This window comes from Streptomyces sp. NPDC008150 (assembly GCF_042956945.1).
GTDB lineage: Bacteria > Actinomycetota > Actinomycetes > Streptomycetales > Streptomycetaceae > Streptomyces.
Window position 1 is genome coordinate 273,303 of sequence record NZ_JBIBHJ010000002.1, and the last position, 21,770, is coordinate 295,072.

Sequence of the window (21,770 nt, forward strand, 5' to 3'; positions counted from 1 at the left end):
CCCGAGGGCCTCTTGAGGCAGCCCGAAAGCAGTGGTGGATCCGGACCCGGCTAAAGTCCGTGTCCTCACCAACGGCACAAGGAATGCACAGCAGGGGCGGGGACAGAAAAAGATGAGACATACACGGAACGCGGGATGGGCGGGGGTCACCGTCGCCGTGCTGGTCGCGACCAGCGCGTGCGGCGCGGAGGCCGCGAAGACGGCCGTCGGGGCGGCCAGTCACGCCGACACGATCATGGCCGCGCTCACCCGGGCGTCCGACAAGACGTCCAGGCTCGGCTCGGCCGAAGTGGAGACGGCGACCACGATCACCGCGACCGGTGGCCGGCCCGTCACCATGGACGGCACGTACTCCTGGGGCGACGGCCCCGCGCTCGACGTTCGGATGGACACCGCCAGCGCGCAGATGCAGACGCTCCAGGACGACCCCACCATGACCGTGAAGATGGTGGACGGCGCGTACTACTACGAGGTGGACCCGCAGGCCAGCGGTCCGCTCAAGGGCAAGCACTGGATGCGCGTGGACGTCTCGGCCGTGATGGGCCAGTCGGGCGTGGACGCCATGTCGGAGAACGCAGACCCGACGGCCGGTCTCCGTTACATCGGCGCCTCGAAGAACGTGAAGGACCTCGGCAAGGTGACGGTCGGCGGCAAGAAGGCCACTCACTACCGGGGAACCGTCGACGCGACACAGATCAACGCGTCCGAACTGTCCGCCGCGGAGAAGAAGACCGCCGTCAAGTCCCTCGCGTCCAGCGGCGGGAAGCTGACCCTCGACGTCTGGGTCGACGGCCAGGACCTGCCTGTCCGCGTGAAGCAGAGCGGTGGCGGAATCACGGTCACCATGAACTTCGTGAAGTTCGGCGCCACCAAGCCGGTCACGGCGCCGCCCGCCTCCGACGTCGGCGACCTCAGCGACGCCGTCGCGGCGCAGACCCAGTAGTCGGGTCAGTAACCAGTAAGGCGTACCGAGCCCGCAGGCGACCGGTGCACCGGCGGACTCTTCGCGGTGCCCCGGCCGGACGGAACGGTCCGGCCGGGGTCGCTCGGCGGGGACGGCAGGAGTCGAACCTGCGGCATCCGGGTTTGGAATCCGGCGCTCTGGCCTCTGAGCTACATCCCCAGGGCGCCAGCGTGACACAGCGGACCGAGGACCCACCAAGGGGTTTTCCACAGGCCCGCACGCCGCGTTCGTCCGGGCTCTACGCTCACTGGTGAGCCCCCCGCGCGGCGTCCGGAGCGCCTGCCCCCGCCTCCCGGCGCACGCCGTCCCGTCGCCGCGTCGGTGAAGCCTGAATGACAGGTACAGGGTCCCAACCCGAACCCTGTACTTCAGGTTCAGGCTTGATCGTTTCGGGCTCCCGCGAGCCCGTGCGCACCCCGTTCCCCGGGCCTGCCGCCACCCGGGCCAAAAAAGTCGGACGGCGATGTCGAGAATCACCGAGCGGCTCCGTCCCCGAGGTGAACGCGACCAGAATGGGTCGCACCAGCACCGAGGAGAACCACGATGGCCAAGTACCTGCTGCTCAAGCACTACCGAGGCGCTCCGGCCGCGGTGAACGACATCCCCATGGACCAGTGGACGCCCGAGGAGATCTCGGCGCACATGAAGTACATGCAGGACTTCGCGGCGCGCCTGGAGGGGACCGGCGAGTTCGTCGACGGCCAGGCGCTGGCGCCCGACGGCATGTTCGTCCGTTACGACGGCGAGGGGCGCCCGCCGGTCACGGACGGTCCGTTCGCGGAGACCAAGGACCTCATCGCCGGCTGGATGATCATCGACGTGGACAGCTCCGAGCGGGCGGTGGAGCTGGCCGGGGAACTGTCGGCCGCCCCCGGAGCCGGCGGGAAGCCGATCCACGAGTGGCTCGAAGTGCGCCCGTTCCTGACCGCGCCGCCCACCGTCACGGAGTGACCTCACCCATGGACGAGGCACTGCTGCGGAGCCTCACCCCTGGTGTGCTCGCCGTCCTCGTGCGCCGCGGAGCGGATTTCGCGGCGGCCGAGGACGCCGTGCAGGACGCCATGGTGGAGGCCGTCCGTGTCTGGCCGCACGACGAACCGTGCGACCCGAAGGGCTGGCTGATCACCGTCGCGTGGCGCCGGTTCCTCGACGCCACCCGTGCGGACTCCGCCCGGCGGCGGCGTGAGGAACTGGTCGACGAGGAGCCGGCGCCGGGCCCTGCGCCCGGCCTGGACGACACGCTCCAGCTCTACTTCCTGTGCGCCCATCCCTCGCTGACGCCGTCGTCCGCCGTGGCCCTCACGCTGCGTGCGGTCGGCGGGCTCACCACTCGACAGATCGCGCAGGCGTACATGGTGCCCGAGGCGACCATGGCGCAGCGCATCAGCCGCGCGAAACGCACGGTCTCGGGGGTGCGCTTCGACCAGCCCGGTGACGTCGCCACCGTGCTGCGTGTCCTCTACCTGGTCTTCAACGAGGGCTACTCCGGCGACGTCGACCTCGCCGCCGAGGCCGTCCGGCTGACCCGGCGGCTCGCGGCGGCCATCGACCATCCCGAGGTGGCGGGGCTGCTGGCCCTGATGCTGCTTCACCACGCGCGGCGGGCGACCCGTACGGATCCGGACGGCGGTCTGGTGCCGCTCTCCGAGCAGGACCGCGGACGGTGGGACACCGGGGCGATCGCCGAGGGTGTCCGGATCCTCCAGACGGCTCTCTCGCGTGACCGGCTGGGCGAGTTCCAGGCGCAGGCCGCCATCGCGGCGCTGCACGCGGACGCGGCCACCGCCGAGGAGACCGACTGGGTGCAGATCGTCGAGTGGTACGACGAACTCGTGGCCCTGACCGACAGCCCAGTGGTCCGCCTCAACCGCGCGGTGGCCGTCGGCGAGGCGGACGGCCCCCGCGCGGGGCTCAAGGAGCTGGCGGCACTGCACGACACCCTGCCCCGCCACACCGCGGTCGCCGCCTACCTCCACGAGCGGGACGGCGACCTCGCGACAGCCGCCCGCCTCTACGCGGAGGCGGCCCACAAGGCCCCCAACCTCGCGGAACGCGACTACCTGACCCGCAGGGCGGCCCGGCTGAACAGCACCCGGAACGCGGGGCGGTGACGGGCCGGCGGGCCGGACCGGGGCGACCCGGTCCGGAACGCCGGCCCGTCCCTGTCGCCCTTCCGTGTCGCGTCCCGCCGCCCGTCGGCCCGTCAGTTCCCCTGCCCGTCCCCGCCCTTGTCCGCGTTCACGTTCTCGTTGTCGTTCTCGTAGGGAAAGCGGGCCGGCGGAGCGTCCTGGGCGAAGAAGGTCTTGGCCCGCGTGAGGGCACGTTCGTCGTCGAGAACCTGACCGGGGCGGGAGCCGTTGCCGAGGAGGACGCCACCGAAACGCATGCCCATGTAGGCGGCGGTGTGGTGCAGGGTGAGGATCAGCGGCTCGGCGACGATCTCCTCGCGGTGGGTCATGACGGTCACGCCCCAGAGAGTCCGGCCTGCCATCCTCGCCCTGAACCCCGGGTCCGGCGCGCTCAGCCAATTCGACCAGTAGTCGAGGTAGCGCTTGGTCGAGGACGACACGGAGTACCAGTAGAGCGGCGACGCGATCACCACGTCGGTGGCGGCCAGTGTCGCCTGCCGCAGCAGTTCCTCGTCGTTCTCCACGGGCGACGCCGGATCCGTCGCCCGCCGGGTGTCCGAGAAGTCCGGCAGCCGCAGCTGCGAGAGATCCAGCCAGCGCTGTTCGACGTCCCCCGGCAGTTGCTCCGCCGCGGCGCGGGCGAGCAACTCGGTGTTGCCCTCGACGCGGGCGCTGCCGAGAAGGAAGAGGAACGAACGGGACATGGCGTACTCCGAGATCGGCCCGGGTACTCGGCGCGGCATCCCGGGAAGCGGTTGAGCGGGCATCGCCACCAACTGCCCCTAGCCGAGGGGTATTCCGGGGCGTGCCCCGCGCACCGCGTGACGGACCGTCGCGCCCCGGCCGAACCCGGGGCCGATGCGCCGCTGTGCGCCGTCAGTTCTTTTTGAGCTCCTCGGCGAGCATCACCAGGATGCCGCTGGGGCCGCGGAGATACGTGAGCTTGTAGACGTCCTCGTAGGTGGCGACGCCGCGGAGCGGGCGGCATCCGTGCTTCGCCGCCGCCTCAAGGGCCTTGTCGATGTCGTCGACCGAGAAGGCGACGCGATGCATGCCGATCTCGTTGGGCAGGGTGGGCGCCGTCTCGATCGCCTCGGGGTGGATGTACTCGAAGAGTTCGAGGCAGCCCTGGCCGTCCGGTGTCCGGAGCATCGCGATGTTGGCGTGGTTGCCGTCGAGGCCGACGGCCGTGTCGGTCCACTCGCCGCTGACCGTGTCCCGGCCGACGACCGTCAGGCCGAGGTCGGTGAAAAAGGCGATCGTCGCTTCGAGGTCGCGGACGGCGATGCCGACGTTCTCCAGTTTGATGGGCATGCGGCGCATGCTACCGAGCCGGCACCCGCGGCCCCGCCCGACTGCCGACGGCTCCCGGACCGTTCACCCGACCGGGACCGCACGGGCCGCACGCCCCCCGCGCGTTGACCACCGGGGCGGCGGCCGAGCCGCAGGCGTGGCACGTCGGCACTCCAACCACCGCTCCGCCAAGCCCAGTTCGAGCCATCCGTGAATCGCACAGTTCTCGACACCGCTGCACATCCGTGCCGTGGTCCGTACCAGAAAAGGAAACAAATATTGACGTCACCGAACAGCGTGCGTAGGTTCCGAGCCGAGCCGATCGAGGAGTCGCGTCGCCGTGTCGTCGGCGCGACACCCCCCACATGAGCATCGAAGGGACTTGCCATGCACGGTTCCTCTCTCCTCAGACATGTCATGTTCGCGCCATCCCGGCGAACCGGGCACACCGAACGCCCGGAACGCCCCGGCCGCCGCAGGCCGTTCGCACGGTTCTCGTCCGGAGGGCCGGGCAGCGGGCCCCGCCGGCCCCTGCGGCGCGTCGCCGCCGTCCTGACCACGCTGGGTCTCGCCCTCGGCGTCCTGCTCGGTTTTCCCGCCGCCTCCCAGGCCGCCACGTCGCTGCCCTGCGACATCTACGCCGCCGCCGGTACCCCGTGCGTGGCCGCGCACAGCGTCACCCGCGCACTGCTCGCCTCGTACAACGGGCCGCTCTACCAGGTGACCCGGGTCTCGGACGGTGCGACCGCCGACATCGGCGTGCTCGCCCAGGGCGGGTACGCCAACGCGGCCGCGCAGGACGCCTTCTGTGCCAACAGCGGCGGCTGTCGCATCACGAAGATCTACGACCAGAGCGGCCGCCACAACGACCTGAAGCCCGGCCCGGCCGGCACCGCGGGCACGGGTGCGGACCGGGGTGCCAGCGCGTCCGCGATCTCGGTCACCGCGGGCGGGCACAAGGTCTACGGGGTCTGGATCTCGCCGGGCGTGGGATACCGCTACACCGGGGTCGCGTCCGGCGTCGCCGTCAACGGGCAGCCGGAGGGCGCCTACATGGTGGCCAGCGGCACCCACGTCGGGTCGGCCTGCTGCTTCGACTACGGCAACGCGGAGAGCACGCCCGCCGACACCGGCAACGGCCACATGGACGCCGTCTCGATCGCCACGACCTGCTACTTCGCGCCGTGCACCGGGACCGGACCGTGGGTGGAGGCCGACCTGGAGAACGGCATGTTCCAGGGCGACAACGGCTCCAACACGGCCAACCAGGGCAACAAGAGCACCTTCGTGACCGCCGTGCTCAAGAACAACGGGCAGACACGGTACGCGCTGAAGGGCGGTGACTCCCGGTCCGGCGGGCTGACCACCTGGTGGGACGGGGCCCTGCCGACCCGGGGCGGCTACCAGCCCATGCATCAGGAGGGCGGCATCATCCTGGGCATCGGCGGCGACAACAGCAACTGGAACAGGGGGACCTTCTTCGAGGGGGTCATGGTCTCCGGCTATCCGACCGACGCCGCGGAGAACGCCGTGCAGGCCAACGTCGTCTCCGTCGGCTACAACGGCGCGACGGACGTGCCGAACGGTCCGCAGGGCACGATCACCGGCCCCGGCGGCAAGTGCGTGGACGTCGCGGCCGACGACTCGGGCGTCAACGGCACCGCCGTACAGCTCTGGGACTGCCAGTCGTACGCCGAGGACCAGCACTGGACCCACAACCCCGACGGGTCCCTGTCGACCCTCGGACGGTGCCTCGACATCGAGAACAACGGCACCGCCGCGGGCGCCAAGTTGGAACTGTGGGACTGCAACGGCGTCGGCGGGCAGAAGTGGGTGCAGCAGGCCGACGGGTCCCTGCGCAACCCGCAGTCCGGACGATGCGTCGACTCCCCCAGCGGCGCGACCGCCAACGGCACCCGGCTCCAGATCTGGGACTGCAACGGCGCCGCCGCGCAGAAGTTCGCGGTGAACGGGGGCGGTTCGGTCAAGGGGCCCGGCAGCAAGTGCGTGGACGTCGCGGCCGACGACTCCGGCGTGAACGGCACCGCCGTCCAGCTCTGGGACTGCCAGTCGTACGCGGCGGACCAGCACTGGTTCCACCGCTCCGACAACTCGCTCTCCACGCTGGGGCGTTGCCTGGACATCGTGGGCAACGGCACGGCGAACGGCGCGACGGTCGAGCTGTGGGACTGCAACGGGGCCGGCGGCCAGAAATGGGTCCAGCAGGCGAACGGTTCACTCCTCAACCCCCAGTCCGGACGGTGCCTCGACTCCCCCAGCGGGGCAACAGCCAACGGCACCCGGCTCCAGATCTGGGACTGCAACGGCTCCACCGCACAGGTGTTCAGCCTGAGTTGAGCGGGCCGGCCCGACCGAGCCGGTGCGGACCCGCCCTCGGGCACCCGTCCGTACCGGCCGGGCTCGGCAGCACCGGTGTGCTCTCCCGGCAGGCGACTGCCGGGAGAGCAGACCGCCGCGTGACCCGGCGCGCCCGTTCGGCCCCGCGTGTGGTCCGCTTCCCTCGGCACTCGGGCCGACGCGAGGGGAGTCCGCGGATGTGCACGGTGGATCCGGAGTCCGCACGGGCGGCCGTGACCGCCTCGATCGCCAGGCTCGCCGCAGCACACCCCCACCTTGTGCAAGACCCGTCCGCCCAACCCGCGTTGACGGGCTGCGCGGACGTGGAGTGGTCCGCGATCCCCGGCTGCCCGGACGGTGTTCCCGTCGTACTGCGGGGCCTTGCCGACGCGGACGCGGCCGAGGAGGCCGACTCGGTGCTGGACCGGCTGGTGATGTCGGGGCCCATGAGCATCAGCGCCGTGATGCCGGCCGTCGTGCCCTTTCTGCTGCGTCTGGCGGTGGACCCTTCCGTGCCGCGCCGGACCGAACTGCTCGGGATGCTGTTCATCGCCGCCGCGCTGTCCGAACCCGTCGCCCCCGGAAGCGGGTGGGCGGTGGCCCACGGTCTCGACGAGGACCACCCCGAACGGACCCTGTGCCGTGCGGCGTTCGCGGCGGACCCGGTGCTGGTCCGGCAACTGCTCGCGGACCAGGAGCTGTTGGCGCGCGCGTCCCTGGACGACGGCGACCGCGACAGTCTGGCGGCGGCCGCGGGCCTCTGAGGCGTACCGGCCGTACCCGGACGGGCCGATTCGTGTCCGGGCGCGGCCGGTACGCCGAGGTGTCCCGGCCGCGCGGACACCGCCCTCCCGCCCGGCGGCGGCCCGTCCCGGCCGCTGTCCCGTCGCCGCGCCGCTCCCCCGCCACGCACACACCACACGCTCGGCCTCGCGTGCCGTCACCCCGGCACCCTTCTTGATCGCGATGATGGTCGGCGTCGGCTCCTCCGTTCCCCGCGGAGGGCCCGCTCCTCCGTCGCCCTCCCCTCTCCGCACTGCACGCCCCCAACTCGCCCCACGCCAACGAGACGAGCCCAGCCCATGCAGCGAAGAGTCCCCCTCGCCCCGAACACCGCTCTTCCCGTCCCCTCCGCCGTCACGGTCGCCGCCGCGGCGGCCGCGGCGTTCGCCCTGCTCACCGGTGTCGCAACGGCCGCTCCGAGCGACGCGGGAACAACGAGGAGCACCCGTGGCGCCGCCGTGAGCGTCCGCGCCCCCGGCGGTGCGGGCACACCAGGACCGAGCGGCGCTCCCGCGCCTTCCCCCGGGCCCGGCACCATCGCCTCCCAGGACATCGCCACCGCCGGCGCGGGCTCCCCGTACTACCGCATCCCCGCCCTGGCCAGAACGACCGCCGGTACGCTCCTCGCCGTTTACGACGCCCGGCCGAACCTCTCCGACCTGCCCAGCAACATCAGCCTCGTCGGGCGGCGCAGCACCGACGGCGGCCGCACCTGGCGGGCGCAGCGGGTCGTCCGGCACGACCCCGCGCCCAACGGCTACGGCGATCCGAGCCTGCTCGTCGACCGGGAGACCGGCCGCGTCCACCTCTTCTACGCAGCATCCGTGAACCGGGGCTTCTTCGGCTCGGCGACGGGCATCGACGAGAGCAGCCCCGACGTCTTCCAGGCCGACCACAGCTATTCCGACGACGACGGTCTCACCTGGCGGCACGAACGCCTCACCGCCAGGATCAAGAACCCCGCCTGGTCCGGCGTGCTGGCCTCTTCGGGGCAGGGCGTCCAACTGCGCCACGGGCCCCACAGGGGGCGGCTGGTCCAGCAGTACGCCATCCGGAGCGGCGGCGGCAACTACGCCGTCAGCGTCTACAGCGACGACCACGGGGCGACCTGGCGGACGGGCACGCCGGTGGGGCCCGGCGCCGACGAGAACAAGACCGTCGAACTCTCCGACGGCCGCCTCATGCTCAACAGCCGTTCGGCGCCGTACCGCAAGGTCGCCTACTCCAGCGACGGCGGCGCCACGTACACGCCTCTCCGGCAGGACACCGAGTTGCCCGATCCCGCCAACAACGGCTCCGTCGTGCGCCTGGCTCCGGACGTGGGCGCGTCCGAACGCCGGTCGTCCTGGCTCCTGTTCAGCAATACCGCGAGCAGCACCCGCAGCAATCTCACCGTCCGGCTGTCCTGCGACAACGGGCGCAACTGGCCGGTCCGCAGGACCGTGGAGGCCGGTTCGTCCGCCTACTCGACGCTCGCTCCGCTCGACGCGGGCACCGGGCGCGATCCCCGGGTCGGTCTGCTGTGGGAACGCGACAAGTACCGGCACATCACGTATTCGTCCTTCGGCCTCCAGTGGCTCGGCGGTGTCTGCGCCCCGGTGACCGTCACACCGCCCGCGTCCCTGCCGTCGGGGGCGACGTCCGGCGTCTCCGTCCGCGTCGTCAGCCAGGAGGCCGCGACGCTCCCCGCGGGCACCGTGTCACTCGCACTGCCCGCCGGCTGGAGCGCCCCGCCGGTCACCGTCCCCGCCCTGAGACCCGGCAGGGCCACCACGGTCAGCGTCCCGGTCGCCGTCCCGGCGGGCGCGACACCGGGGAGCTTCTCGGTGACGGCGACGTATCGCGTCCGGGACACTCAACGGTCTTACGGCATCGGGGCGTTGACCGTCGCGGCACCCTGAGTGGCGCGGGCCCCCGCGGGACGCCGAGTCCGCCCGGGTGCCCGCACGGCCCACCCCGCCGGGAAGCACACCTGTTCCGGCCCTCCCTCGTTTCGGGAGGGCCGGGTGTCCGATTCCTCGGCGCGGGGGCCGTGCCATGCTGATCCCGTGAACAGACCTGTCGTGCGCATCGCCTTCGCCCCCGAACTCGCCCTGTTCGTACCGGCCTTCCGACGCGGCGGCCATACGGAGGCCGAGACGGACGGCGCGTCCACGCTGGGCCACGTGGTGGAGTCACTGGGTGTGCCGCTGACGGAGGTCGGCGCGCTGACGGTGGACGGGACGCCCGCGCCGACGTCACACGTGCCCGGGGACGGGGAGACGATCGAGGTACGGCCGGTCGCGCGCCCCCAGGAGGTGCCGGGCGCACCGCTGCGCTTCCTGCTCGACGTTCATCTGGGCACGCTGGCGCGCCGGTTGAGGTTGCTCGGGGTGGACGCGGCGTACGAGTCGACCGACATCGGTGATCCCGCGCTGGCGGCACGCTCCGCCGCCGAGAGACGTGTCCTGCTGAGCCGTGACCGCGGCCTGCTGCACCGCCGCGAGCTGTGGGCCGGCGCCTACGTCTACAGCACCCGCCCGGAGGAGCAACTCCGGGACGTCCTGGCCCGGTTCGCGCCCGAGCTGCGACCGTGGACCCGGTGCACGGCCTGCAACGGCATGCTCACCGAGGCGACTCTCGACGACGTGGCCGAGCAACTGCACAGCGGGACAAGGCGGACCTACGACGTGTTCGCCCGCTGCCCCGACTGCGGACGCGCGTACTGGAAGGGCGCGCACCACCAGCACCTGGAGGAGATCGTGAACCAGGTGCTGGCGGAGCACGACGCGGCGTCCTGACGGGTCGGGGCACGGCCGGGCCGACCTGTCAGGACGGCCCGGCCGGTCCGGCTCGTCTCAGCCGAGCCGGGCCGCCCATTCGTCGACGGTGGTGACATCGGCCTGGCGCGGGAAGACCTTCTCGGTCAGTACCCGGTGGACCTCCGCGTCCGTGTCGCCGCAGCCGTCGGAAAGCACGGTGAGCCGGAAGTCGAGGTCGGCGGCCTGCCGGAGGGTGGACAGGACGACGCCGCTCGTCGACAGGCCGGCCAGCACGAGGTGGTCGACGGCGCCGCCGCGCAGTACGAGGTCGAGGTCGCTGCCCGCGAAGGCGCTGATGCGCTTCTTGGTGACGACCGTCTCGCCGGGCTGCGGCGCGACGTCGGGGTGGATGGCGGCGTTGGGGTCACCCTCGGTGAAGGCGCCCTCGGGCAGGGCGCTGAACGTCGGGCTGGACCTGGTCTCGGGGTGCCCGTCGCGGAAGCCGACGACGACGTACACGACGGGGACGCCGGCCTTCCGGGCCGCGGCGACGGCGCGGGCGACGCGGGAGGTGTAGTCGGGGTCGGAAATGCGTGCGGTGATGGACTGCTGGACGTCCATGACGAGCAGGGCGGAGTTGGTCACGGTTGATCCTTTACGTGGTCGGGTCTGTCTTTCGGGGCCGCCGCACGCGGCGGCGCGGGTCGCCGACCGGGCCCCGGCGAGCCGGATCGGCGGGTCCGGTCTCTCACCGCTCCGCGCTCCCGGCGGGACTCCCGGCGGCCGGGTCCTCCTGGGGTTTCCCGATCCGGCGCAGGGAGCGGTCGGCGACGGTCACGGCGAGGAAGAGGACGCTGACGGCGAGCATCAGCCAGGCCAGGTCGTGCAGTCCCCCGGTGTCGGCGCGCTGCCCGAAGAAGGCGCCGTTGGCCGCGGAGGCGACGATGGCGCCGAGGTAGCCGAAGGTGCGCAGGAGCCCGGCGGACGAGCCCATCCGGTCGGGGTCGGCCTGGTGGTAGACGGAGTTCTGGAGGGCGAGGCTGTTCAGGCCCTGCGGGACACCGAGCACCAGGACGACGCCCAGGAGCAGCCATACGGGGCTGTGCGCCTGGAGGAGCAGCAGCATGGCGCACGCGACGATCTGGCCGACCGCACCGACCAGGAGTTTGGCGCGGACCGCCTGGCGGCGTCCGGTGAGGGTGGAGACGACGATGGCGGTCGCGAACAGCGGGAGCTGGACCAGTCCGGTCTGGGAGGCGGAAAGTCCCCTGCCCTCCTCCAGCCACTGCGTGTATCCGTAGAGGAACGCGTAGCTGACCACGTAGGTGAGCAGCGCCCGCGCGTAGGTGGCCAGGAGGGGCATGTTGCCGCCCAGGACCCGGATGTCGATGAAGGGTTGCGCCACGCGCAGTTCGCGCCGGGCGAAGCCGCTCGCCGCGGCGAGGGTCAGTACCAGGAGGTACCACTGGCCGGCGCCCGGGTTCATCAGGAACAGCAGCAGGCAGACCAGCGCCGAGGCGAACAGCGCCATGCCCGGCAGGTCCAGGACGGCGAGGGGCCGTTCCGCGGCGGCTCGGGCGGGGCGGGTGGCCGGGAGGCGGCGAATTCCGAGGTACAGGCCGACGAGCGCGAGCGGGATGTTGACGGCGAGGGTGGCCCGCCAGCCTCCGACGGCGATCAGCAGTCCGCCGAGGCTCGGGCCGATGACCGCGATGGTCTGCGTGGTGACGGCGAGCGCGGTGAGGACGCCAGCGGGGCTCTCCTCGCCGGTGCGCCGGGCCTCGCTGCGGATGAGGTACATGGCTGCCGGATAGCCGGAACAGGTACCGAAGCCGAGGACGACACGTGCCGCCACGAGGACGCCGAGGTTGGGCGCGAGCATGCCGACGACGCCGGCGACGCCGGTCAGCGCCGTTCCCACAAGGAACAGGCGGCGCGGACCGAAGAGGTCGATCAGCCTGCCCACCACGGGCTGGCCGATGGAGGTCGCCAGGTACAGGGCGGAGATGAGCCACGCGGTCTGCGAGGGCGGCGCACCGAACGCCGCGCCGATCGGCACCAGCGAGACCGAGAGGATCGAGGAGTTGACGGGGTTGAGCGCCGACCCCAGCATCATCGGCGCGAGCAGCCGCCGGTCGAAGCCACCGCGGGAAGACTTGGCCGGGCCCGGCTCCGGGCCCGGGGCGCGGCCGGGACGCAACCGCCGCAGTGCCCGCGCCATTCGCCCGGTCGCCACCTCGGATCCCTCCCCGGTCTCGTGCGTGTGCCCGGTCCCGGTACCGCCGGTCCTTCCGTTCGAGGTCATGACCGGGCGATCCGTTCGAGGATCGCCGCCGCCTCGCGGATGGCGCGCCGCTCCGACTCGGTGCATTCGTCCTCCAGTGCGCGGGTGAGCCAGCTCTCCCCGGCGCGGCGACGGTCCTCCAGGAAGGAGTGACCGCTCTCGGTGACGAAGACGAGCTGACGCCGCCCGTCGCCGGGGTCCTGGCGCCGGGAGACGAGCCCGCGCTGTTCCAGTACGGCCACCGTGGCGGCCGCGGACTGGTGCCGGACACGCTCGGCCGCGGCGAGATCACTGACCGACGCCTCGCCGTCCTTGTCCAGGCGGCTGAGCACCGAACTCTGGGACGGCGTGACGTCGGCGGGGTCGTACGTCTCCCGCATGCGGCGCCGGAGCCTGCTGAACACCACGCGGACCTCACGTGCCGCGCGCACGGCCGACTCGGACACGTCACTGGTGTCAGGGATCTCGTTCATGAATACAGGTTAACTTGCGCAGTCCAGCCTGTGCAAATGTCCCGAGGCCGCTCCTCCGCCGAAAACCTGGTCAACGCCCGGCGCCGACCACCGCTATCCTCCTGCGACTGATCCACAACGGGAGGGAACCCATGCACCGCCGAACGATCCTCGGACTGGCAACAGCGTTGACGGCGGCAGCACTTGCCGCCGGATGCTCGGCCGCTGGCCCGACGGCGACGGCACCGGCCTCCCGGACGGCGACTCCCGCCGCCTCCGCGGCGGCCACCCCCTCCCCCGCCGCCGCGAAGGGCAACGCCGCGGCCGGCGCCACGACGGCGGCGTCCGGCGAGGCCGCGCCCGGCGGATACGACGCCACACGGGACGCGGGCGCCGACATCAGGGCGGCCCTCGCCAGGGCGGCGGCGGACCACCGGGAGGTGCTCCTGGACTTCGGCGCCGACTGGTGCCCGGACTGCCGGGCGCTGGACGTCATGTTCGGCTCGGCGAAGGCGGCGCCGGTCCTGGCGGAGAACTACGTCAGGGTGGCGGTCGACGTCGGCCGGTTCGACCACAACCTCGATGTCGCCGGCCGCTACGTCGACCTGGAGACCAGCGGAATCCCGGCGCTGGTGGTCCTGAAGGCGGACGGCACCGTCCGGACCGCAACGAACGACGGCAGCTTCGCCGACGCCCACGCCATGAACGCGGACCAGGTCGCCGAGTTCCTCGGCCGCTGGGCGCCCGACGGCGACCGGTAGAGCGGACGATGGGAACTCCCGCTCGTCGCCGTGCGCTCCAACGGGCCCTGCTTGGCGCGGCGTTGGCAACCCTCCTGCTCGGCGGCGGCGCGGCGTCCCCCGCCCGGCCCGCGCCGGGCGCACGCGTCACGGCGAACGGCGTCACCGTCGTGGTCACCCTGCTTCCCGCGGCGGACGGGGGCCGGGAACTGCGCGCGACCTTCAGCCCGCGCCGGGCCGGGTTCCACGTCTACAGCATCGACCTGCCCGACGGAGGCATCGACGGGCTGGGCATCCCCACCAGGCTCTCCGTACGGGGCGGCCTGACCGCCGAGGGCAGACCGACGGCGGACCGCACTGTCGTGGGGCTGCGCCCGGCCGGGCTCCCCACCGAGCTTCCCGTATACCCGGACGGGCCGGTGACGTTCACGCTGCCGGTCCGCCCGACCGGCTCCGACGAGGCCGACGTCGTCGTCAGCTACGGGGCTTGCGGCGCGAGCCGCTGCCTGATGCCGGTCACGGACGAGGTGATCCGGCTCCGCCTCGGCTGATCATTCGGAGGGCGAGAGGTGCGCGCGCACCCACCCGGGGTCGGGGTTGACGTGCGGGCGGCCCGCCACCACCACGGTCGGGACCGTCTCGTCGCCGCCGTTGGCGGCCCGCACCACGGCCGCACCGTCCGGGTCGCGCCAGATGTTCACCCAATGGAGCCGCCCGGCGCGACGGCCGAGCCGGATCCGCAGACGCATGCAGTACGTGCAGCCCGGCCGCCAGTAGACGACCGGCCGCCCGTCGGTCGCGCTGCGACGCCGCGCCTCGGCGGAGCCGACCGAACGGGGAAACAGCAAGGGCGAGTTGAGCCACGCCACCAGGACGAACGCCACCAGCGGAGGAACCGCCGCGCCGGGCGACCCGTGGAGGAGGAGCGGAGCGGCGACGAGCACACCGCAGGCCACGAACGCCGCCGGCAGAATCCAGACACGCACCATGTGGGCAGGCTACCCGTGGGGGCAAAACGAAAGGCAAGGAGTAAGCGCTCTCCTTGCCACTCTCAACTTATAGCGCACAGGGGGCCTTGCGGCAAGGCCCCCTTCGTACCGCAGAATCTCCAGCCGAAGCCGGAACCTGCGGAAATGAGGGCTCGATGATCGACGTGATCGTTGCCGGCGGCGGACCGACCGGCTTGATGCTGGCCGGCGAGCTGCGGCTGCACGGTGTGCAGACGGTCGTGCTGGAGAAGGAGCCGGAACCGGCGTCATTCGTACGGGCGTTGGGGCTGCACGTACGCAGTATCGAGGTGCTGGACCAGCGCGGTCTGCTGGAGCGCTTCCTCGCGCACGGGCAGCAGTACAAGGTCGGCGGGTTCTTCGCCGGCATGGGCAAGCCGTGGCCCGACGACCTGGACACCGCGCACCCCTACGTCCTCGGCATCCGGCAGCCCACGACGGATCGGCTGCTGGCCGAGCACGCGGTCGAGCTCGGCGCGGACGTCCGGCGCGGCGCCGAGCTGGTCGGGCTGAGCCAGGACGAGGACGGCGTGAGTGCCGAACTGGCCGACGGCACAAGCCTGCGGGCCCGTTGGCTGGTCGGCTGCGACGGCGGCCGCAGCACGGTGCGCAAGCTGCTCGGCGTCGGCTTCCCCGGCGAGCCGACGAGGGTGGAGACGCTGATCGGCGAGATGGAGGTTACCGCGTCTGCGGAGACGGTGGCCGCACGGGTGGCGGAGGTCCGCAGGACGGAGAAGCGGTTCGGCGTCGGCCCGTTCGAGGGCGGTGTGTTCCGCGTCGTCGTGCCCGCGGACGGTCTGGCCGAGGACCGCTCGGTCCCGCCGACGCTGGACGAGATCCGGAAGCAGTTGCGGGCGTACGCCGGAACGGACTTCGGGGTCCACTCGCCGCGCTGGCTGTCGCGCTTCGGCGACGCGACCCGCCAGGCGGAGCGCTACCGGACCGGTCGGGTGCTGCTGGCGGGCGACGCGGCGCACATCCATCCGCCGACCGGCGGGCAGGGCCTCAACCTCGGCATCCAGGACGCGTTCAACCTCGGCTGGAAACTGGCCGCCGAGGTGAACGGCTGGGCGCCGCAGGGGCTGTTGGACAGTTACCACGCCGAGCGGCATCCGGTGGCCGCCGACGTCCTGGACAACACCCGCGCCCAGATGCAGTTGATGTCCACCGAACCGGGACCCCAGTCGGTACGCCGACTGCTGTCGGAGCTGATGGACCTCGACAACGTCAACCGGTTCCTGATCGAGAAGATCACCGCGATCTCGGTGCGCTACGACTTCGGCCCGGGACACGAACTCCTGGGCAGGCGGCTGCGGGACGTCCCCCTGAAGCAGGGCCGTCTCTACGAGTTGACCCGCGAGGGCCGTGGTCTTCTGCTCGACCGGACGGGCCGGCTCTCGGTCGGCGGCTGGGCGGACCGGGTCGACCACGTCATCGACCCCGGTGTCGAACTGGACGCCGAACCGGACCTCGGCGGCGTGCTGTTGAGGCCGGACGGACACGTCGCGTGGGTCGGTGAGGAGCAGGCGGAACTGGTCGGCCACCTGCACAAGTGGTTCGGTTCCAGCGCGCGTTGAGGCCGTCGGGCGGAGCGTCCGTCCGGCGCCGGGGCCGGTTCCCGCGCCGCGCCCGGCCTCCTACGCGGGCTCCACGGGCTCCATGCCCGCCCGCCGGATCCAGGTGGCCGTCACCCAGGTGAGGAGCAGGGCGACCGCGGCGCCGAGTGCCGTCATCTCCACACGTTCGAGCGCGATGCGGTACGCGGCGTGCGCGCGTCCTCCCGAGAACAGCAGCAGCACCGTCGGGGTGAGGAACACGGCGTAGGCGAAATCGTCGGGCAGCAGCGCGTACGCCACGGTGAACACCGCGCACACGGCGGCCAGGGCCACGCACAGGGCCGAGGGAGCCACCACCGCGAGGGCCACGGCGACGACCGCGCCGGCCGCCGTGCCCAGCGCCCGGTGCAGGACGCGCGCCCGTGTGCGGCCCGTGCCGGGCACGAGCACCAGGCACAGGGTCAGCACGGCCCAGGTGCCCCGGGGCAGGGACAGCAGGTTGATCAGGAGGATCAGGCCGACGCAGCCGACCGCCAGTTCGGCCGCGTGCAGGGCGGCCGCCCTGCCCGACGCAGGCTCCGCGGCGAAGTGCGTGCGCGTGACGTGAGCGAGCACGACGACGATCGCGGCCCCCAGGAACGTGGCCGCCGCGGCTCCCGCCGGATTGCCGGGCGACAGGGACGCGTAGAGGAGGAGGTTGGAGGGCAGTAGCGCGGCGGCGCCGATGCTGCGGCGGTTGAAGAGTCCCTGCACGGCACAGGCGGCAACGACGGCCAGGATCAGCAGCGGGGTGTTCCCGGCGACCAGCGCGCCGACGCCCGCGGCCAGACCCGCGCACACGGCGATCCAGCACTGGTCGGCCGTCGGGAGCCGGCCCACCGCGACCACCATGAACGTCATCCCGAGGTAGACGGAGACGGCGGTGCCACCCTCGGTGAACAGCCAGGCCACCCCCACCGGCACCGCCGCCAGCAGGACGAGACCGGCCGACTTCGCCAGCAGACCCCAGGACGGAATCCGAACCTTCACGAACGCCCCATTCCGCCATCGACGGACATTTCTCGCATCGTTCCCGGCATTGCACCACGATGTCCGGAGCGACACGAACAGCGACGGCGCGCGCGCCGGACAGGCCGGGCAGGGGCTGCGCGGGGAGGGGGCGAACGCGCATCCCCGTCGCCGGGGGCGGCCCCGGGGATTCCTCCGCTCCGGGGCCCACGGGCGTACGGGTTTGTGCGTGGGGTCGGTGGGTCGGTGGTGCGACCGGTGATCCGCGCGGGGCGTCCGGCGGCAACGCCGATTCTCACCCGAACATGACCTTGCCCGCCCGGAGTTGAAGTTCGGGGCGGGCTGCGGTTCATCGCTGACTGGGCGGCACGGGGTCAGCGGCGCAGCAGCATCACGACGGCGACGATGACGATGATCAGGACGACGGTGCCGAGGCCTATGTACACGGGTCTCTCTTTTCTGTCGGGGACGACGACACCATCGGGTGTCGCAGGAGACCGTGTGCCCCGGTCGGGGGCTTACAGCCACCCCAATTCCTTCTGTTGCCTGCTCGTGACATGCACGCGCACAGAGGTGGTGGGACAGGCCGGGCAGCCGGGGCGGAACCCACCGGGACGGGCGGGACGATCGGTGCCCCTCCGGCGGCTGCCGCCGGAGGGGCACCTGGTGCCGAGCGCTCAGCGTTTGAGCGTGAAGGTGAAGTCACCGGCCACTCTGGCGTTCAGCCGGACCGCCGAGACGAGCCTCCCCTCGGCGGCCAGTCGGTCGGTCTCGGCCCGTGACAGGCCGCATCCCTCGGCGATCAGCCGGACGGGCCGGACCGGGATCCTCGCGGCGAAGCGGACCGAGACGTCGACGACCTCGCGGTCCAGGTGATCCGTTCCGCCGGTGTCGAGGCGCCAGGCGCCGCTCCAGTCGAGGGCGACGCGGTTGCGGCGCAGCAGAGCCGGGTCCTGGATCAACTCGGCTGTCAGGGAAGGGTCGTTGTCGTGCAGACGGTCAAGCAGGCCGGGGCTCGTGGAGCGTACGTGCACGCGCTCCAGGACGGTGAGTTTCACCGTCTCCCCGCAGGCGGTGCAGAGCAGCAGGAGCCACACGTCGAGGAGTTTGTGGTTGGCGTTGACGCGGAATCTGCCGCTCGGCCGGAAGCTGCCGGACGCGCAGCGGTGGCAACGGCGGCGGACGAGAGGAAGGCAGGTGGGCATGACCACCCAGCTGTTGAGCACAGAAGTGCACCGGTTTCAGTGAGAAATCCGCAGCGGAAAGGGGCACGGCGCACAGGGTGCGACGCGCGACAGATCAGCGCTCGGGAGAACTCAAACGGTGTACAAGGGTGCGCCCCTCGCTCGACGACTCGGACGGGCAGCACGGTAGCGGCCGGGGCGGGAGTGCTCCACCGGTTTTCCGGGGACGTCGTCGCGGGGGTGGCTCCGCAACACCCGCGGGCGGACGGGGCGTTGGGCCCCGCCCGCCCGCGGCGGGTCACACCTCGACGGACGCCGGCCGGGTGGCGGGACGTGCGGACGCGGCGGCGATGCGGGCGGCGCGGTCGGGCATGGTGAAGGCGAAGACCGCCGCCGCGGCGGAGATCGCCGCGAGCACCAGGTAGGCGTGCTGGAACGCGGCGACGGGCGGGTGGGCGTCGGCGCCCGTGCCGACCGCCGCCGCCGAGGCGAGGACGACGGTGACGACGGCCGGCGCGGTGGCGTTGGCGCTCTGCCGGACGACGTTGTTGAGCGTGGAGGCGTGCGAGACGTCGGCCTTCCGTATGCCGGTGAAGGAGGCGACCGTGGTGGGCATGAAGACCCCGCCCATCGCCGCGCCGAGCAGGAACATCAGGGCCCGGAACGTCCACAGCGAGGAGTCCGCGTCCAGTCGCGAGAACGCCACCAGGACCAGCGCGACGCCGACCAGTCCGCTGCCCGCGATGCGGCGCGGGCCTATGCGGGCGTAGAGGGGGCCGACGAGCTGGACGGTGAGGAGCACTCCCAGCGCCTCGGCGAAGGTGCTGGAGCCCGACTGCCAGGCGCTCAGGCCCAGACCCTCCTGGAGGAACAGCGGGCCGAGGAACATCGCGCCCATGAATCCGGTGAAGCCGAGGAACGCCGTGATGTTGGTGTCGCGGAACAGGCGGTCCGTGAACAGCCTTACGCGCAGGGCGGGTTCGGGCACCCGGAGTTCCACGAACACAGCGGCCGCGAGGAGCGCGGCGCCGCCCGCGAGACCGGCCAGCACGGGTGCGCTGCCCCAGCCGAGTTCCGCGCCCTCGCTGATGCCGAACATGAGGCCGCCGGTGCCGAAGGCCGTCAGCACCAGGCCGGGTATGTCGAGCCGACCGGGCACGTGATCGCGGTGCTGGTCGAGGAAGAGCAGCCCGAAGGCGATGACGGCGGCGCCGATCGGCAGGTTCGCGTAGAAGACCCAGCGCCAGGACAGGGTGTCCACCAGCCACCCGGCGCCCATGGGGGCGAGGGCCGGGGCCACCTGCTGCGGGATGATCATGTATCGGGAGACCTTGACCTGTTCGGACAGCGTGAAGGTGCGGTAGAGCAGGGCCCCCGTGACGGGGAGCAGGATGCCGGCGGCAAGGCCCTGGAAGGCTCGCCAGACGACGAGTTCGCCGAGCGACCCGGCCGCGCCGCACAGTCCGGAGGCGACGGTGAAGACGGCGAACGCGGCGAGGATCGCGCGGCGGGCGCCGAAGCGGTCACCGAGCCACGCGGAGACGGGGACCGCCAGGCCGACGCAGACGGGGAACACCACGACGACGGCGTCGAGGCCGGCGGTCGCGAGCCCGAAGTCCCGTCCGATGGACGGCAGGGCGACGGTGGTGCCGACTCCGTCCACGATGGCCATGAACGCGGTGGTCACACAGACGATGGGCACGACAATGCGCTGGTCGAGGCGAGCGAACATATGCTGAGCATACTCAGTTTGTGTACCCTCAGCATCACCCGGGGACAAGTTCGGGCCACGGCTGCCGGAGCACGGGCCCCGGGGCGGAGCCGTGGCGGGCCTGCCGGGTCGGCCCCGCCGGGCGGCGTCCGGCGGTCCGCCGCCCGCCTCCGCTTACGGTAGGTACCGATGCACAGCGCAGTGCGACAACGACAGGAGCGCCACGGTGAGGGATGTACCGGGCAGCAGCGACCCGCTGGTCGACGAGATGTTCGCCACCACCCATCGGCTGCGGCTCTTCGTCGACAGCAGACTGGCCGAGAAGGGCACCACCGTCGCCCAGTTGCGCGCCCTGCGGTTCCTCGCCCACGCGGCGGAACCGATGCGCATGCGGGACCTCAGCGACATGCTGGAAGTCGCCGCCCGTACCGCCACCGGCCTGGTCGACGCCCTCGAACGGGACGGCCTGGTCGTGCGGTTGCCGCACCCGACCGACCGCCGCGCGCACCTGCTCGCCCTCACCGACGCCGGCCGGAGCTGCCACCAGGAGGCCGAGAACCTGGACCGCGAGGCCCTGCGTACCGCGACCGGCGCGCTGACCGCCCGGGAACGCACCCTGCTGCGCGAACTGCTCGCCCGCATCCGCGACACCGTCTCCGAAGCCTCGGCGGCCGAACCGGCACGATCCGTGGCCGTGGGCGGTACCCCGGTGAGCGGGCGCTGACAGAACCGGCGATTCCCGCCCCCGGCATTCGAGTTGGCCCCGTCTCACGGCCCCGGGCGCCGGATCGCGCGAAGGGTGAGGGCCCGCCCGGCCGACGGCGGGACGGACCCCCGTGCCGGACCGGTCAGCCGCGCGCGGCCACGCGGGCACCGCAGTTGGTGCCGTTCTTGCCCGCGACCTCGTCGCCGATCTGGCCGCGCCAGGTGACGCACAGCCCGCGGGCGTCGAGGTACACCGGACCGGCGTACGAACGGTAGTTGCCGCTGTCCACGACCCACGTCGTGGGCGAGGAGAAGCCGAGCGACGCAGTCATGTGCACCGGCGCTCCCGCCGTCCTGCGCTGCGCCACCACGCAGTTGGCTCCGGTGCCGGCGTTGTACGTGAGGTACACCGTGCCCTGCGTGCCGATCGCCGCCGAGTTCACCACGTTGTAGCCCTTGCCGCACGCGCCGTTGTAGGTGGTGGCCGCGCTCGCCGCGGGGCGCTCGTCCGCACCCGCCGCGGGCGCGGTCAGCAGTACGGCCACCGCCGCCGCTCCCGTCGCGCCCAGGATCGCAGTCCTTCGCATCGCTGCCATGTCGATCTCCCCGTTTCTGCTGGGTCCGAGGGCTCACCGGGAGCCCGTTGAGGCGGAACGAATCAGACCGTACCGCCTTTGTCGTCGCACACCGGATCAGACCCGTCGGACCGGACGAAGTTGTGCACAGCCGCTCACCTGTTACGCGACCGGGACACAACACCCCTTCCGTGTACGTCGGTTTCCGGCCATCGGCGACCCCTGGCGGCTCCGCCCGTACGACGTTGATCCTTTTGCGCGTTCCCTTGACACCCCACCG

At 72.1% G+C, this 21,770-nt stretch carries 21 protein-coding genes and 1 tRNA gene; 11 read left to right on the forward strand and 11 right to left on the reverse strand.

All coding sequences use genetic code 11. The features are described from left to right. Window positions 1-112 precede the first annotated feature (112 nt). Window positions 113-943 carry a hypothetical protein gene (locus ACFZA0_RS07260; protein WP_391012736.1) on the forward strand — a complete coding sequence of 277 codons (831 nt, stop codon included), beginning with the start codon at window positions 113-115 and terminating at the stop codon, window positions 941-943. A gap of 107 nt (window positions 944-1,050) precedes the next feature. On the opposite strand, the gene ACFZA0_RS07265 is transcribed toward ACFZA0_RS07260, so the two are convergent. Then, window positions 1,051-1,123: transfer RNA gene (locus tag ACFZA0_RS07265), tRNA-Trp, on the reverse strand. A 384-nt stretch (window positions 1,124-1,507) separates the two neighbouring features. Here ACFZA0_RS07265 and ACFZA0_RS07270 point away from each other — a divergent pair. Next, the gene (locus ACFZA0_RS07270) at window positions 1,508-1,915 is read left to right on the forward strand and encodes a YciI family protein (RefSeq protein ID WP_391012738.1); all 408 of its coding nucleotides are present in this window, start codon (window positions 1,508-1,510) and stop codon (window positions 1,913-1,915) included. Window positions 1,916-1,923: 8 nt separating this feature from the next. Next, window positions 1,924-3,075 carry a DUF6596 domain-containing protein gene (locus ACFZA0_RS07275; protein WP_391013533.1) on the forward strand — a complete coding sequence of 384 codons (1,152 nt, stop codon included), beginning with the start codon at window positions 1,924-1,926 and terminating at the stop codon, window positions 3,073-3,075. 92 nt (window positions 3,076-3,167) lie between these two features. Here ACFZA0_RS07275 and ACFZA0_RS07280 read toward each other — a convergent pair whose 3' ends face one another. Together ACFZA0_RS07280 and ACFZA0_RS07285 are read right to left on the reverse strand one after the other, a co-directional pair. Next, a complete protein-coding gene (locus ACFZA0_RS07280; RefSeq protein WP_391012741.1) occupies window positions 3,168-3,797 on the reverse strand; it encodes an NAD(P)H-dependent oxidoreductase in 630 nt (209 codons plus the stop codon). Window positions 3,798-3,969: 172 nt separating this feature from the next. Then, on the reverse strand, window positions 3,970-4,407 hold the full coding sequence (locus tag ACFZA0_RS07285) for a VOC family protein (protein ID WP_391012744.1): 438 nt from the start codon (window positions 4,405-4,407) through the stop codon (window positions 3,970-3,972). A 396-nt stretch (window positions 4,408-4,803) separates the two neighbouring features. Between ACFZA0_RS07285 and ACFZA0_RS07290 the strand changes: the two genes are divergently transcribed. The 4 genes from ACFZA0_RS07290 to ACFZA0_RS07305 all read left to right on the forward strand — a co-directional run bounded on the left by ACFZA0_RS07290 (window position 4,804) and on the right by ACFZA0_RS07305 (window position 10,307). Next, window positions 4,804-6,744: an arabinofuranosidase catalytic domain-containing protein gene (locus ACFZA0_RS07290; protein WP_391012748.1), complete on the forward strand. Its 1,941-nt coding sequence runs from the start codon at window positions 4,804-4,806 to the stop codon at window positions 6,742-6,744. A gap of 197 nt (window positions 6,745-6,941) precedes the next feature. Then, window positions 6,942-7,508 (forward strand): hypothetical protein, encoded by a 567-nt coding sequence (locus ACFZA0_RS07295; RefSeq protein ID WP_391012750.1) that lies wholly within the window; start codon window positions 6,942-6,944, stop codon window positions 7,506-7,508. Window positions 7,509-7,826: 318 nt separating this feature from the next. Continuing rightward, window positions 7,827-9,428: an exo-alpha-sialidase gene (locus ACFZA0_RS07300; protein ID WP_391012752.1), complete on the forward strand. Its 1,602-nt coding sequence runs from the start codon at window positions 7,827-7,829 to the stop codon at window positions 9,426-9,428. Between the two features lie 147 nt (window positions 9,429-9,575). After that, window positions 9,576-10,307, forward strand: a complete 732-nt coding sequence (locus ACFZA0_RS07305; RefSeq protein WP_391012755.1) for a Mut7-C RNAse domain-containing protein — start codon at window positions 9,576-9,578, stop codon at window positions 10,305-10,307. Window positions 10,308-10,364: 57 nt separating this feature from the next. Here ACFZA0_RS07305 and ACFZA0_RS07310 read toward each other — a convergent pair whose 3' ends face one another. From ACFZA0_RS07310 to ACFZA0_RS07320, 3 genes are all read right to left on the reverse strand, one after another. Continuing rightward, entirely contained in the window at window positions 10,365-10,913 is a 549-nt protein-coding gene (locus tag ACFZA0_RS07310; RefSeq protein ID WP_391012758.1) for an isochorismatase family protein, read from the reverse strand. A gap of 103 nt (window positions 10,914-11,016) precedes the next feature. Then, window positions 11,017-12,489: an MFS transporter gene (locus tag ACFZA0_RS07315; RefSeq protein WP_391013535.1), complete on the reverse strand. Its 1,473-nt coding sequence runs from the start codon at window positions 12,487-12,489 to the stop codon at window positions 11,017-11,019. Between the two features lie 80 nt (window positions 12,490-12,569). Further along, on the reverse strand, window positions 12,570-13,025 hold the full coding sequence (locus tag ACFZA0_RS07320) for a MarR family transcriptional regulator (RefSeq protein WP_391012761.1): 456 nt from the start codon (window positions 13,023-13,025) through the stop codon (window positions 12,570-12,572). Between the two features lie 131 nt (window positions 13,026-13,156). Between ACFZA0_RS07320 and ACFZA0_RS07325 the strand changes: the two genes are divergently transcribed. Both ACFZA0_RS07325 and ACFZA0_RS07330 read left to right on the forward strand, forming a co-directional pair. Then, entirely contained in the window at window positions 13,157-13,765 is a 609-nt protein-coding gene (locus ACFZA0_RS07325) for a thioredoxin family protein (RefSeq protein ID WP_391012764.1), read from the forward strand. Between the two features lie 62 nt (window positions 13,766-13,827). Then, window positions 13,828-14,295 carry a hypothetical protein gene (locus tag ACFZA0_RS07330; protein WP_391012767.1) on the forward strand — a complete coding sequence of 156 codons (468 nt, stop codon included), beginning with the start codon at window positions 13,828-13,830 and terminating at the stop codon, window positions 14,293-14,295. Here the strand turns inward: ACFZA0_RS07330 and ACFZA0_RS07335 are convergent, their stop codons facing one another. After that, window positions 14,296-14,733, reverse strand: a complete 438-nt coding sequence (locus ACFZA0_RS07335; RefSeq protein ID WP_391012768.1) for a glutaredoxin domain-containing protein — start codon at window positions 14,731-14,733, stop codon at window positions 14,296-14,298. It lies immediately after the preceding gene. A gap of 155 nt (window positions 14,734-14,888) precedes the next feature. Between ACFZA0_RS07335 and rox the strand changes: the two genes are divergently transcribed. Next, a complete protein-coding gene (gene rox / locus ACFZA0_RS07340; RefSeq protein ID WP_391012771.1) occupies window positions 14,889-16,328 on the forward strand; it encodes a rifampin monooxygenase in 1,440 nt (479 codons plus the stop codon). A gap of 60 nt (window positions 16,329-16,388) precedes the next feature. Here the strand turns inward: rox and ACFZA0_RS07345 are convergent, their stop codons facing one another. The 3 genes from ACFZA0_RS07345 to ACFZA0_RS07355 all read right to left on the reverse strand — a co-directional run bounded on the left by ACFZA0_RS07345 (window position 16,389) and on the right by ACFZA0_RS07355 (window position 20,231). Continuing rightward, window positions 16,389-17,336, reverse strand: coding sequence for an FUSC family protein (locus ACFZA0_RS07345; protein WP_391012774.1), 948 nt, complete (start codon window positions 17,334-17,336; stop codon window positions 16,389-16,391). A 656-nt stretch (window positions 17,337-17,992) separates the two neighbouring features. Further along, complete coding sequence (locus ACFZA0_RS07350; protein WP_391013537.1) at window positions 17,993-18,520, reverse strand: DUF1062 domain-containing protein; 528 nt, start codon at window positions 18,518-18,520, stop codon at window positions 17,993-17,995. 277 nt (window positions 18,521-18,797) lie between these two features. After that, on the reverse strand, window positions 18,798-20,231 hold the full coding sequence (locus tag ACFZA0_RS07355; protein ID WP_391012777.1) for a DHA2 family efflux MFS transporter permease subunit: 1,434 nt from the start codon (window positions 20,229-20,231) through the stop codon (window positions 18,798-18,800). Window positions 20,232-20,436: 205 nt separating this feature from the next. Between ACFZA0_RS07355 and ACFZA0_RS07360 the strand changes: the two genes are divergently transcribed. Further along, window positions 20,437-20,934, forward strand: coding sequence for a MarR family transcriptional regulator (locus tag ACFZA0_RS07360; RefSeq protein ID WP_391012780.1), 498 nt, complete (start codon window positions 20,437-20,439; stop codon window positions 20,932-20,934). Window positions 20,935-21,058: 124 nt separating this feature from the next. Here ACFZA0_RS07360 and ACFZA0_RS07365 read toward each other — a convergent pair whose 3' ends face one another. Beyond that, window positions 21,059-21,511 carry a spore-associated protein A gene (locus ACFZA0_RS07365; protein WP_391012783.1) on the reverse strand — a complete coding sequence of 151 codons (453 nt, stop codon included), beginning with the start codon at window positions 21,509-21,511 and terminating at the stop codon, window positions 21,059-21,061. Between the last annotated feature and the right edge of the window lie 259 nt (window positions 21,512-21,770).